Source organism: Exiguobacterium sp. 17-1 (genome assembly GCF_023096305.1).
Lineage (GTDB): Bacteria > Bacillota > Bacilli > Exiguobacteriales > Exiguobacteriaceae > Exiguobacterium_A > Exiguobacterium_A sibiricum_A.
Genome location: NZ_JALIGJ010000001.1, coordinates 333,140 through 346,456, shown reverse-complemented (window position 1 = coordinate 346,456; position 13,317 = coordinate 333,140). Strand labels below are relative to the sequence as shown.

The window sequence follows — 13,317 nt, the reverse complement described above, 5'->3', positions numbered from 1 at the left end:
TTCTTAACGTAAGAAATCAAGCAAGGTCGGCTGAATGATCCGCGCCCCCGCGCTGAGTGCCGCACGATGTAACGTTTCATACGACTTCAGTTCCATGATGACTTTTTCGGCTTCGATGTCTTCGTTATCCGACATGACCGATTTCGCGATAATTTCCTGATCTTCCAGACGAGATGCGTTCAGTTCGAGTCGGTTGACCCGCGCCCCGAGGTCAGCACGCGTTTCGACCGTTTGATTGAGCATACTATCAAGATCTTTTAACATACCTGATAATTCGGCTCCATTATTTGAACTATCGACGGCACCTGCGTCTGAAACCCCACCAAGGGCATCGTATAATTTTTTGAGCGTCGTGAACGTTTCCGGACTAAATACATTTGTCGGTGAAACGTTGACTTGTACTTCAATTCCGGAAGAGATTTCATAGCGTATGACTTCTTCTTCTTTTTGAGTTGGGTCACCGTCTGTAAATACGGTATTAACCGCCTTACCTGGTGTCGTTAAATATTCTTTCAGACCTTCCATCGAAATGAAGGGTTGATCCGTCTTTGTTCCATTAAAAATGGCTTTTTCATTATATTTCGTGTTCGCCAGTGTCCCGATATGTTCAATCAACTGACCCACTTCGCTCTGAATTGCTTTCCGTTGCGTGGCATCATACGTATCCGTCGCAGCTTGTGTCGTCAATTCACGGACCCGGCTCATGGCGGATGTCACTTCGTTGAGTGCCGAGTCCGTCAAGTCCATCCAACCTGTCGCTTCATTGACATTTTTTTTGAACTGTCCGACTTCACGCACTTCTGTCCGGTAACGAATCCCTTGCATTGCGACGACCGGATCTTCAGATGGTCGCTGAATCTTTTTTCCACTGATCAATTGTTCCTGCATCGCACTCAGTTTTTGATAACTGGCGGAGAGATGTCCGATATTCGTTTTCGTCAGCATCGTTTGTGTTACACGCATTTAGTCATCACCGTCCTACGATTCCCATACCATTGATGATTTTATCAAGCATCTCATCAACCGTAGTAATATTACGCGCTGCCGCGTTGTATGCATGTTGGTACTGAATCATCATCGTCATCTCTTCATCGATCGAAACAGCAGAAACCGACATACGGCGCTGTTCCGCACTTTCCATCAAGACGGCAGAACTCTGACCGAGCCGAGCGACCTGATCTGTTGCGACTGCCATGTCTCCAATGACGTTTTGATAAAACGAACCAATTGTCGTCGTCGTATCGGATCGTTCAAAACGAATGCTTGCCGTCTTCATGTTGGCCAGCTTCAAGGCACCGGCACTATCACCGATGTTCCCGTCTGTCGAGGTAGCAATGTTATCCAGGCTCTTTTTAATGTCTGCTCCAAGCGTAATCGACTTCGCTGTGATTGCTCCTCCGTTGGAAGAAACAAAAAATTCACTTGTACCCACTGTTTTGTCTTTTTTTACATTCGTCGCATGCGCTTCGTTGAATGCTGTCGCAAACGTTGCTGCCATCTCATCCAGGTGTCCCTGCATATTGACATACTCACCCGTTGCTTGACCATCCTCAACGTGTCCATACATCTCAATCAGACCAATTAATCGACCTGATGAAAAACCGCCGGCTGCGTCAAATGAGATCGTTTGTGAATCTGTTTTGAATCCTGTATAGAGACCATTGTCATCTGTTGTAAAGGTCAACGTTCCTGCTTTGGGTAAATCCGAATCCACTGCAAGCAATTTGTCACCATTCGGTAATTTGATTCGAACATCGATCCGACCTTCTGCCGTTTTAACCGTATTCCCAAGTGTTCCTTGCTGAATCGCATCACCGTCGACTGACACCTTTTCAAAATCAACGTACTCTGCAAGTTCATCGAAATAACGGTCTCGTTCATCATAAAGTGCATTTGGTAACACACCAAGCGGTTCGACCGTGTGAATTTCTGCATTGATATTATGAATCTTTTTGAATAGATCATTTACTTTTTTTGTTGAGACCTCAATTTCACTTTTCAGGTCACCTTGTACTTGATTAAGTGCCTTCGCCATATAATTAAACGTTTGTGTCAATGTCTCCGCTTTTTGACGGACGACACTCCGGGCACCTGAATCCTGGGGATTCGTTGATAAGGTCTGAAGGGATTCCCAAAACCCGTCAAATGCTTTGGACAAACCGGTGTCCGACGGTTCATTGATGACATCTTCCATACGACCGAATGCTGCTTCTTTTGTACCATAGTAAGATGTCTTCGTCGCCTCGTCTCGATATTGTTTATCGAGCATGACATCACGGACACGTTCGAGGAGTTCACCTTTTACACCCGTACCAATCTGACCCATTTTCCCCGTTCCGATTGCCATCGACAGTTGTTCCGTCGTCGCCATGACAAGACGTTGCCGTGAAAAGCCGGCCGTTCCTGCGTTGGCGATATTGTTTCCGGTCGACTGGAGCGCCCACTGGTTCGTCGTCAGTGCACGGCGACCGGTTTCAAGCCCCATGAATGTTGATCCCATGTATTTGCCTCCTTATGCATTTCGATTGAAATGTGCGCGATCAAGCGCGGACTGACCATATGTAAAATCATCTGCTTCTGGTATCAGCAATTCAAGATGCCAGTTTAAGTAATGTAACGACTGGGTGAGTAGATCAGCATTCAACTCGTTGAGTACTTTTAACTGACCAATCGTTTGGAGCAACCGACGCATGGAATTGACATCCTCCGGGTGGGTTTGAAGCCACTCCGTCATCGTCATCGTGCCCATCTGCGTCAGGCGTTGCTGTTCCAACTGTTCGATTAGTTTTAAATGAATCGGCTCTTCCTTGACGAGTTGCGAAAGACGTTGCATATCGTTTTGAATCAAGACCTGCTTTTTTTCTTCTGCCAATTCAAGTAGTGCGGCATGTTCCGCCGTCAGCTGATCGATGAGTTCCATCCGTCCTGTCCTCCTCTTCCGTCTGTGTTCGTTCATATAAAAAGCGACCCGCGCATCCGTGCCCCGAGTCGCCTCTATTGTTTAGGTTAATCTTCTTACAAGTTCAAGAAACGTTCCGCAATTTTCTTCGCATCCGGTTTGTAGGTTCCGTCCTGAATGGCTTGTCGAAGAGATTCGATTTTTTCGGTCCGTGAAGGCGTCGTTTCGTTAAAACGCAGACGCGCTTCGCTTGAAATCGTGACTTCATCCGGCCGACTGGTACGTGTTGGTTCTGTTCCTTCTACTTTTTGATTTTTTTCGTACGTTTTAGGCATGTTAACCCACTTCGTAGAATCAATTCGCATGTGAACACCTGCTTTCTAGACTACAAGATTCTTAATTCAAGTTCGATACGTTCGCGGTTTCGAAGGGGTAGAAGAATCAAGCATCGCTTGGGCGAGGTCACGTCGTAACTTTTCACGACATTCGGCACAAATCGTGCCATCACGGGAGGGCTTCCCGCAACTCTCACACATGATTTCCATCTGAGAAATCTCAGAGATCAACAATCGCCCTTCTTTGATGTAACGGAAGACCGCTTCTCTCTTTACTCCGATAGCCATCTCAACATCTTTAGGTGAGGTTCGGACTTTTCGCCGTTCTCGCAGGAACTCACGCACCTTCTCAAAATCAGTATGATCTTTTCTGATACAATCGACACACAGATCAGAAGATTGACGAACAAATAACTTCCCGCAAGTTTTGCAGTTTAATACATCCATTTCCTTCACCTCATATTGAATATCGGCAGGAATGAAGATTTTTTAAACACTTCGAAATAAAGTTACCGCAGAAATTTCTTTCGCACCGGCTTCATACAGCCGGGAAGCCGCTTGGTGCAAGGTGATTCCGGTCGTATAGACATCATCGACCAACAAAATCGTTTTTCCGGTCACCGGCTGAATGACGTGATACGGATTGTCCCGTTCAAGTCGATCATGCCGCGTCAGATGACTGAACGCGACTCCGTCCGTCCTTTCCAGCACAAGCCGGACCCGTCCCCGCATCATCCGCGCCATCAGTTCCGCCTGGTTAAAGCGGCGTTCGCGCAACCGAGCCGGACTAAGCGGAATCGGGACAATCCAGTCCTGTTTGACTTTTACCTTCTTAAGCTCTGTTTTAAACACGTCGAGCAAAGCCGTGTCCCCGAGAAACTTATACCGTTTCATGAACGCCTTTGCTTGCGTCTGATAAAGAAATAACGGGTGCGTGACCAGTTGTTGTCCCTTGTTACGCCAGTTCTGACAATCCGAACAGAGCAACGTTCCTGGTTTGCCGCAATCCTCACACTCCCCGCATTCCCCTCTTTTTACAAATTCTATTTTACAGGTCGGACACAGGGTTTGCCTAGTCCAGACATTTGATAAGGTCCAACTGGGTAAATAGTCCTGTCCGCATAACTGACAGTTCATTGAAACCCCTCCCGGTTCGCTCGTTTGATTTGGTCAATCGCTTGATACATCGCATCGGACCGGTCATTCGCAAACAATACGACGTCTCCTTGAGGAAAATCAGCACTTCGTCCGACACGTCCACTGATTTGAATCAAGGCGGCACTGCTGAAGGACTGATCGGCATCGAGAACTGCCACTTGAACATCCACTATCGTCACGCCCCGTTCGAGAATCGTCGTCGTCAACAGAATACCGGTCGTTTGGCGAAAACGCGCGACTTTTTTGACCCGGTCCGGATCAGCCGCATGGACGGTTTCACAGTTCATCCCTTGCTGATGCAAAAAAGTCTGCCATGTCTCAAGCGCGGCGACTTGCGGAACGAATAGTAAACGCGGTTTTGTCTCATGCATCCGGAGCCAGTTCACGACGTCGTGTTTCATGTAAGGAATCTGCAGGCGGGGTGTCGGTAACGGAAAACCATGATAGCGGCGCATCAAGCGGATCGTCGGTAGGCGTTGATCGCGAAACGAGGGCGTCGCACTGAGTAAAATCAAGGAAGCGCCGGGAGCCGCCGCCTGACGAACATAGCGGTGTAAGGTCCGATTGGTTCGGTAAGGAAAAGCATCGACCTCATCAATGAAGACGACGTCAAAACAATTACGGTAATGAATCAATTGGTGCGTCGTACTGATCGTGATGTCGCCAAGCCCCAATCGATCTGCGGATCCTCCGAACAGTGAAACAATGGTCGCCTGTTGAAAAGCCTGTCTCAGATGCCCCGCCAATTCCCGGACGACATCCGCACGCGGCGTCGCAATCAGGACACGGCGATTCGTAGAGAGCGCCCGTTCGATACCCGGAAACAACATCGGTGTTTTCCCGGCGCCGCACACGGCATGGACGAGCAGCTTCGCTTGTTGATCAATCGTCCGGATAATCGCATCGGCGATTCGTTGCTGATCACTCGTCAAATTCAGTTCCGTATGGCGATCGGGACGGACAGGATCGAGCGGGCGTGGGTCCGTGACAAGACGGTCACACGTCCGCAGTTTTCCAAAAATCAAACAATGTCTGCAATAATAACAGCGTTTGCCGCACGTACACGGTCCCCGGGTCGGTAACTTTCCGCACCGCTCGCAACGCCACGTCACAGCCGGTCGGTATTCAAGGGGATAATCGACCGCCGTGTCGAGCCTGTAGTCCGGAATCAATCGTCCACGTAAATCCATAAGCCACTTCCTTTCGTTGACTGATTCACCTTTTCGGCAAGACGGACAAACTTCCTGCTCGCGTTCGTAAGCGCTAATTCGGGATATTGGAACGAAAAAAGCGTACCTGCTTTCGCAGATACGCCGTTGTTTCGTGTTTGTCCTGCGGATAGCACAGGCTTACGCTTCTTGATACCAGGTGATGCCGATCGCACCGGGTCCTAAGTGGGTCCCGATGACCGGACCAAACACACTCATCTCAATCCGGGCGTCCGGGAATCGTTCTTGCAAGACGGCAATTTCCGCTTCCGCTTTGGACGAGTCTTCTGCGTGAATGACGCCGATGACATAACCGGCACCCGTTCCACGGATCGTTTCTTCCATCATTTCTTCAATCCGTTTGACCGCGCGTTTAAACGTCCGGATTTTTTCAAATGGTACAATCTTTCCGTCGACGAAATGAAGAACCGGTTTGATTTTCAGGAACGAACCGACGACCGCTTGCGTCATGCTGAGACGTCCGCCGCGTTGCAGATGTTCCAGGTCATCGACTACGAAATACGCGCGGATGACTTCTTTTAACGCTTCGAGACGGGCGACGATTTCAAGCGCTGTCGCGCCTGCGTCACGCATCCGAACCGCTTCCTTGACTAAAAAGGCTTGCGGCATACAGGAAATCCGTGAATCAATCGGATGGACCTGGACGTGTTCGACCATCATGTTGATCGTATGTAAGGCCTGGTATGTCCCGCTGATTCCACTTGATAACGTGATGCCGATGATGTCCGTCCCCTGCGGAAGTTGCTCAAACGAATCAACGAGATCGCCGATGTTCGGCTGTGAGGTCGTCGGTAAACTCCCCGTCTGAATACGTTGATAAAAATCAGGTACGGAAATGTCGAGTCCTTCACGATACGCATCTCCGTCGAAGATGACACTAAGCGGTGCAACATGGACATTGTTTTCTTCACAATAGGTAGTTGGCAGATAGGCAGTACTATCCGTTAAAATCACAATCTGGCTCATTCGTGAATTTCCTCGCTTTTAAGAGTTCCGTCGTGACATAAGGTATTCTGACAGGTCACAATCGTTTTTTATCATATCACAGGTTGAAGTCTAAAAAAAAGAAAGACGGAGCCGAATCGGCTTCCGTCCTGATGTTAAACGACGACGACCCAGCCGCGGCGAATCGCTTCGACGACAGCGCCGGTTCGATCGGGCACATTCATCTTACGTAAAATGGAGGATACATGGTTTTTAACGGTCTTCTCACTGATGAACAGCGTATCGCTGATCGCCCGGTTCGAGAAGCCGTCCGCGAGTAGCTGCAAGACTTCACATTCTCGGCGTGTCAAAACATGTAACGGTGCTTCGGCGACACGTTTTTCGATGGGTTGAGAAGACATGGTCTGCTTCATCTTCATCAGACGACGGTACTCCTGTAACAAGTTCGGTGTGACTTTCGGGTGAACGTATCCGCCTTCCCGGTACACAGACCGGATGGCATTGACCAGTTCATCCGTCGCCATCTCTTTTAAGAGATAACCGACTGCCCCTGCACCAAGCGCGTGCATGACATATGTCTCGTCATCGTGAATCGACAAAATGATGACCCGGACTTCCGGATGGACTTCCATCAGACGTTTCGTCGCTTCGACGCCATTGACTTTCGGCATATTTATATCCATTAAGACGATATCTGGCTGATGCGCTTCAACGAGTGGAATCACGTCTGCTCCACTCTCGCCCTCCGCGACGACGACGAACTCTTCTTCGAAATCAAGAATCCGTTTGACGCCTTCCCGGAATAACTGATGATCGTCGATGATGACTACTTTTACTTGCTCGTTATTCACAGTGTTTCTCCTCTCACTCCGGATTCCTCAACCGGAATCCTTACCTTGATGACTGTCCCTTTACCTGGCTGTGTCTCAATCTCAAACTCACCATCTATCAATTCAATCCGTTCCCGCATCCCGATCAGTCCAAATGACTCATCACACGATTCGACGATCGAATCAAAATCAAATCCAATCCCGTTATCCTTGACATGGATCCGAACAGAATGTTGATACTGTTCTATGATAATACGAATGTCCCCTGCTTTGGAATGCTTAACTGCATTTTGGACCGCTTCCTGGACAATTCGGAAGACAGCGACTTCATAGGTGGATTCAATCCGTTCGCCGCCCCCGAGGTAATTAAAGTGGATCGGGATGTTGGAAATTTCCTGCATATGTCGTAAATAACGTTCGAGTGTCGGGACGAACCCGAGATCATCGAGTGTCATCGGACGTAAATCATAGATGATACGTCGAATGTCGGCTAATCCATCGCGGATCAATTTCCGCAGGCGGTGGATTTCTTCAAAGGCTGCTTCTGCGCCATTGTGCTGGTGGATCTTTTCTATTAAATCGGCCCGAATCAAAACGTGAGCAAGTGTCTGCGCAGGACCGTCATGCATGTCGCGGGATAAGCGGCGCCGTTCATTTTCTGCCGACTGAAATACTTTTAAGCCCATCTCCTGTTTTTGCATCGCTTTTTCGTACTTTTCGTTCATGACCTGCATATCGTCCGTCAAGAAGTTCAGCACGACCGAAACCCGGCTGATCAGCATGTCGGCGCGTTCAATCGTTTCATCCAGTTGAATCAAACGTCGTTCGAGTTCGTCCCTTCGCTTCCGGCAGTTCATCTCATCGCGCTGATTGATGAACGATTCGAGTTGGAGTGCGTTGGCTGTCTCATAAGCAGTCCGGATGTCTTGTTCTGAGTAGTTGTCGAAGTTCTTGCTCACGATGACGAGTCGCGCTTTCGAATCCTTAATATGTCGTTCTAGCCGTTCAGCTTCTTTAATATAGTCGTGAACGCGTGTCTTCAGTTCCCGTAACTCCTGCTGGATTTCAGCATACTGTTCCCGTGAACTTTCCGTAATCCGGACGATTTCTTCCCGGCTTTCTTCTACGACACCAATGATGTTCTGTACGATATCATTCAAGGACAGTCGCTCCCCCATCTCATTCGTCATACTACTCCCTCCGTTCCTTGCCAGTCCCCACGGTTGTCTCTCTCTCGAATCGTCGTTATGCTAGAAAGAACTAGTTAACGAGGAGGACATTTTTGATTATGACATTATTTAATTATTATACAGTAAAAGAAAACGGTTTCCATGAAATCATTATCCAAAAGTCACGATTTATTACATATTTGGCGCGTGCCACCTCGGAAGAAGAGGCACAGCGCTTCATTGCGGACCTCAAAAAAAAACATTCGGATGCCAATCATAATTGTTCCGCCTATGTCATCGGCGAGCGAAATGAGATTCAAAAAGCAAACGATGACGGCGAACCCAGCGGAACGGCAGGCGTCCCGATGCTTGAAGTCTTAAAGAAACGGAATCTCCGGAATACCGTCGTCGTCGTGACCCGTTACTTCGGCGGCATCAAACTCGGCGGCGGCGGATTGATCCGCGCTTACGGCTCCAGTGTCTCGGAAGGCTTGAACGCTGTCGGCATCGTCGAACGGATTGCCCACGATTTAGTGGAAATCACGGTCGACTACACCTGGCTCGGAAAGCTTGAAAATGAATTACGGGCAACCGAACATATCATCGATCAGATTCATTATCTCGATCATGTCAAAATCGATGTCTGGGTCGAGGAGACAGTTGTCCCCACCTTCCTCGAGTGGATGACGAATTTGACGAACGGCCAGGCCCTGCTCGAGAAAACCCATTCCCGCTATGTCGAACGTGACATTCAACCTTGACCTGCTATACTGATTGTAAAGAATTTAAAAGTTTTTTAATAATTCAGTAAAGTAAGGAGTAATGAACCGTGGATGATTCCAAACGATCCCGTTCTACCAAACAAAAACCAAAGCGGTCGTGGTTTAAAGTGTTCGTCACCGTTTTTCTGGTCGTATTCATCGCCGGAGGTGCTGCATTTGCCTATGTCGCCAATAAAACGTTTCAAACGGCCAAACAATCAGAAGTCGAACTGTCGCGTGGTGATAAATCAGATAAGCGGGCTGCTGCCGTCGACTTAACGAAAGATCATTTTTCCGTCCTCCTCGTCGGAACGGATGAACGCCCAGGTGATACGTCCTCCCGTGCCGATACGATGATTGTCGCAACGTTCAATAAAACGGATAAACAAGTCAATTTGCTGAGTATTCCTCGTGATTCCCTCGTCATGATCCCATCTGTCGGGTACGAAGATAAAATCAACCATTCCTATGCGTTCGGCGGCATTGATTCAACGATTGAGACCGTCGAAAAGTTGCTTGATATTCCGATTGATTATTACGGTTCCATCAATTTTAATGGTGTCGTCGCAATTGTCGATGCCGTCGGCGGCATTGAAGTCGATGTCAAATTACCGATCAATACGTTAAACTCTTCCGATAAAAAGGGCGGCGTCAAGCTCGAGCCCGGTCTTCAACGGTTAAACGGTGAGGAAGCTCTTGCCTACGCCCGGATGCGTTATGAGGATCCGGAAGGTGATATCGGACGGACAAAACGACAGCAACAGGTCGTCCAGGCCATCATCGATCAATCGACATCCTTTGGATCCATTACAAAGCTGAATAAATTGATGGATGCGACGGGTGATAATTTCACGACGAACATGTCACTGACGGAAGCCTTTCAATTACAACCGTTCGTCAAATCTTTGAACACCGTCAACCGGATTGATTTAAAAGGAACGGATACCAAAATCAACGGTTCCTACTATTATCAGCTCGATCCAAGTTCCCTCGCCGATGCGAAAACGATGTTGAAAGAACAGTTGAACTTGCCTGATACAGCGGATGAATCAACATCTACACCAGAGGTTATCGATGATTCGACGACTGGTAGCAACTGATTATCCCGAACTTTATCGGCTCCAACAACGGGCTTACCGGGTCGAGGCGGATTTAATCGGCGCGACTTCACTTCCACCGCTTCTTCAGACGGAAGCAGAATTGTTTCAGGAGCAGCCGATCGGCTACGTCATGCATTTTGACGAACGACTGGTTGGCGCTTTGACGATCGAACAGGAGACGATTACACGCTTAGTGGTCGCACCGGAACATTTTCGTCAAGGGATCGCTAAACAGTTGCTCCGACACACCTTGACGAAACACCGGCTCCACTTCGTCTCTACCGCCGCGGATAATCTACCTGCAATCGCTTTGTATCATCAATTCGGATTTCGACAGATCGACCAAGTCAGCCTTGACGCGATTGTCCTCGTAAAGCTTCAACGTGGGTGAAGGTCCACTCACCGGGGTATCGTTTCAACAATTCATTCTAATCAAAAAAACGAACGCCTTCCTGTTTTAAACAGAAAAAGCGTTCGTTTTTTACATGCCATTTACAATCCGTTTGTTTGGTCGTGCTTCAAATCCAACTCATGATCGTTCCAATAGCAGCTCCGGTGAGGACGATACGAAGTGGTGACTGATGATAGAAGCGAAGCAAACAGAACAGTCCGAAAGCGACCAAAAAGTCAATTCCTGTTTTGACACTTGATGTGAAGATCGGATCATACAAGGCAGCAAGCAGAATGCCGACGACCGCTGCATTGACACCAATCAACATTCGTCCGACCTGTTTGTTGCTACGGACACGGTCCCAAAATGGTAGCACACCGAGGACGAGCAGGAAACCGGGCAGGAAAATCGCGAGAGTCGCAAGAATCCCACCCATCAGTCCGTTCACGACCGTTCCAAGATACGTCGCGAAGGTAAAGAGTGGTCCCGGAACGGCTTGCGCTGCCGCATATCCAGCCAGAAAACTATCATTTGTCAAAAAGCCCGGCACCAGGGACTGTTGTAAAAACGGCAACACGACATGTCCGCCGCCGAACACCAGTGCACCGGCACTGTACATGATACTCGTCAGTTGAAGATTTCCCGTCGCATTCGTAGCCAGGAACGGTGTCAAGATGAGCAGCACTACGAACAGCATCAAAGCACTGACACTGAGCCATTTCGGGACACGGATATCCAGCCTCCCTCCGCTTTTTAGTTCATCCTCCTTGAACAGCCATAATCCGAGTACGGCCGCGAGCAACAGGACACCGACTTGCGCGAGCGGGTGAGCGAGCAACAAGACACCGGCCAACGCCAGCAACATTAAAAATAACCGTTTCGGCCCGACCGCAAGTTTGGTTCCCATACCGAGAACGGCGTCAGCGACAATTGCGACCGCAACCAGTTTCAAACCATGGATGAAACCTGCTTCCGTCAAATCGAATTCGGTCGCGAGCACTGCGAACAGGATCAGCAAAACACTTGATGGTAACGTAAAGCCGATGAATGAGACGAACGCACCGACGATACCTCCCCGCACTAGGCCAATCCCCATCCCGACCTGACTCGAAGCCGGTCCGGGCAAGAATTGACAAAGGGCGACGAGATCGGCATATGCCTTCTCATCCACCCATTTCCTTCGCTTAACGTATTCCTCGTAAAAGTACCCTAAATGGGCAACGGGTCCGCCAAATGATGTTAATCCGAGCTTCAAGGACACGATAAAAATTTCGATCCATCTGTTCATATCACCACCTCCACGGTAAATTATACGAAAAATTTGTAAATTTCCTGTGACCATTCAGGTGTTTCGTGATTTTTTCCCGCCATATGTGACAGTTCTCCAAAAAGTCTCTACAGGACCTTGACGATACCGCTTCAAGTACCAGCTTGAGAACAGGATTTGCACGACTAATATGACGATGACCAGCAAAGTACCTTGCCAGAGCGGAATCGACCCGTATCGTCCGGTCACGAACAGCACCAGTGTAAACACAAGCGTGTGCGTGAGGTAATTCGTCAAGGCCATCCGCCCCAACACTTGAAACCCGATTAGCGGATGCCCTGACCGGACAAGTAAGGCCACCCCCGCCGCATATGCGACAGCGAGTGTGCGGCCCGAGAGCCAGACAAAAAAGTAATTGATCAGTCCATCCGGGACACGTCCTTGATGAATCTGAACGATTGGATAAAGCAACGGTAACGAAAACAGCAGACTGACACCGAACACGAGACCGATTGTCCGGGTCGCCGGCGGACGGATCGTAAACCGTTCCATTAAGTAAGCCCCGATTAAAAACAGGGAAAGAATTTCCGGCCAAATCGCCAAAGAATTATTTAAGCCGTGCGGTAATTGAACGGTCGCATGATAGGTGACGAATTCCATGACGTTACGTGCCGCCACGATGGATTGCAGGGTCGTATCCGGATCCGGAATCGACCGGTCCCCGACAGACTGGGCATATTGATAAATTGAAAGATAACGGAAGAAGACATACAGTTGCAAGGCGAGACCGATCCATAATTTCGTCGCCGGTCGTGTGTGGACAAAGGCAAGCAACATCAAGCCGCAAAGGGCATACGTCTGTAAGATGTCCCCTCTCCAAAACAACAGATGAATGACGCCGAACAGAAACAAGGCCATCAAGCGGCGGACAAAAATCCACAGTGATTTTCTCTTCACCCGTAGCCGGTTGATGAATAAGATAAAGCCGGCTCCAAATAAAACGCTGAACAACGTGTAAAATTTCGTTTGGATGAACAGGTCAAAAAGTAGACGTAACACCTGATCGGCAGTTCCCATCTCACTCGTGAAGCGTTCCCCAAGGAAACTTGGCATATTGACAAAGAGGATTCCGCATAAAGCAAACCCCCGCAACACATCCAGATAGACAATTCGGTCTGCTCGTTCAATCGGATTCATCTTGACTCTCCCATCGCCAAATCAGCCGCTCAAATC

15 protein-coding genes are annotated in these 13,317 nt (G+C 48.7%); 3 read left to right on the top strand and 12 right to left on the bottom strand.

Going from position 1 to position 13,317, the window contains the following annotated elements; all coding sequences use genetic code 11:
• Positions 1–3: 3 nt before the first annotated feature.
• From flgL to MUN34_RS01595, 10 genes are all read right to left on the bottom strand, one after another.
• The gene (gene flgL, locus MUN34_RS01640; protein WP_247856729.1) at positions 4–963 is read right to left on the bottom strand and encodes a flagellar hook-associated protein FlgL; all 960 of its coding nucleotides are present in this window, start codon (positions 961–963) and stop codon (positions 4–6) included.
• A gap of 7 nt (positions 964–970) precedes the next feature.
• Complete coding sequence (gene flgK / locus MUN34_RS01635) at positions 971–2,500, bottom strand: flagellar hook-associated protein FlgK (RefSeq protein ID WP_247856728.1); 1,530 nt, start codon at positions 2,498–2,500, stop codon at positions 971–973.
• 12 nt (positions 2,501–2,512) lie between these two features.
• Positions 2,513–2,920, bottom strand: a complete 408-nt coding sequence (locus MUN34_RS01630; RefSeq protein ID WP_247856727.1) for a flagellar protein FlgN — start codon at positions 2,918–2,920, stop codon at positions 2,513–2,515.
• Between the two features lie 95 nt (positions 2,921–3,015).
• Complete coding sequence (flgM, locus tag MUN34_RS01625; RefSeq protein WP_026827527.1) at positions 3,016–3,264, bottom strand: flagellar biosynthesis anti-sigma factor FlgM; 249 nt, start codon at positions 3,262–3,264, stop codon at positions 3,016–3,018.
• 36 nt (positions 3,265–3,300) lie between these two features.
• Positions 3,301–3,522, bottom strand: coding sequence for a hypothetical protein (locus MUN34_RS01620; RefSeq protein WP_152538817.1), 222 nt, complete (start codon positions 3,520–3,522; stop codon positions 3,301–3,303).
• A 201-nt stretch (positions 3,523–3,723) separates the two neighbouring features.
• Complete coding sequence (locus MUN34_RS01615) at positions 3,724–4,371, bottom strand: ComF family protein (protein ID WP_247856726.1); 648 nt, start codon at positions 4,369–4,371, stop codon at positions 3,724–3,726.
• Entirely contained in the window at positions 4,368–5,582 is a 1,215-nt protein-coding gene (locus MUN34_RS01610; protein ID WP_247856725.1) for a helicase-related protein, read from the bottom strand. The genes MUN34_RS01615 and MUN34_RS01610 overlap by 4 nt, the downstream gene beginning before the upstream one ends.
• Positions 5,583–5,741: 159 nt before the next feature.
• On the bottom strand, positions 5,742–6,587 hold the full coding sequence (locus MUN34_RS01605; protein ID WP_026827525.1) for a DegV family protein: 846 nt from the start codon (positions 6,585–6,587) through the stop codon (positions 5,742–5,744).
• Between the two features lie 134 nt (positions 6,588–6,721).
• Entirely contained in the window at positions 6,722–7,417 is a 696-nt protein-coding gene (locus MUN34_RS01600; RefSeq protein WP_012371334.1) for a response regulator, read from the bottom strand.
• On the bottom strand, positions 7,414–8,586 hold the full coding sequence (locus MUN34_RS01595) for a sensor histidine kinase (protein WP_026827524.1): 1,173 nt from the start codon (positions 8,584–8,586) through the stop codon (positions 7,414–7,416). The genes MUN34_RS01600 and MUN34_RS01595 overlap by 4 nt, the downstream gene beginning before the upstream one ends.
• Before the next feature lie 98 nt (positions 8,587–8,684).
• Between MUN34_RS01595 and MUN34_RS01590 the strand changes: the two genes are divergently transcribed.
• The 3 genes from MUN34_RS01590 to MUN34_RS01580 all read left to right on the top strand — a co-directional run bounded on the left by MUN34_RS01590 (position 8,685) and on the right by MUN34_RS01580 (position 10,817).
• The gene (locus tag MUN34_RS01590) at positions 8,685–9,326 is read left to right on the top strand and encodes a YigZ family protein (protein WP_026827523.1); all 642 of its coding nucleotides are present in this window, start codon (positions 8,685–8,687) and stop codon (positions 9,324–9,326) included.
• A gap of 68 nt (positions 9,327–9,394) precedes the next feature.
• Positions 9,395–10,426, top strand: a complete 1,032-nt coding sequence (locus MUN34_RS01585) for an LCP family protein (protein WP_247856724.1) — start codon at positions 9,395–9,397, stop codon at positions 10,424–10,426.
• On the top strand, positions 10,401–10,817 hold the full coding sequence (locus tag MUN34_RS01580) for a GNAT family N-acetyltransferase (RefSeq protein WP_247856723.1): 417 nt from the start codon (positions 10,401–10,403) through the stop codon (positions 10,815–10,817). Before MUN34_RS01585 ends, MUN34_RS01580 begins: the two co-directional genes overlap by 26 nt.
• 127 nt (positions 10,818–10,944) lie before the next feature.
• Here the strand turns inward: MUN34_RS01580 and chrA are convergent, their stop codons facing one another.
• Entirely contained in the window at positions 10,945–12,105 is a 1,161-nt protein-coding gene (chrA, locus tag MUN34_RS01575) for a chromate efflux transporter (protein ID WP_247856722.1), read from the bottom strand.
• 54 nt (positions 12,106–12,159) lie between these two features.
• Positions 12,160–13,281, bottom strand: a complete 1,122-nt coding sequence (locus tag MUN34_RS01570; protein ID WP_247856721.1) for a DUF418 domain-containing protein — start codon at positions 13,279–13,281, stop codon at positions 12,160–12,162.
• Positions 13,282–13,317: the final 36 nt, after the last annotated feature.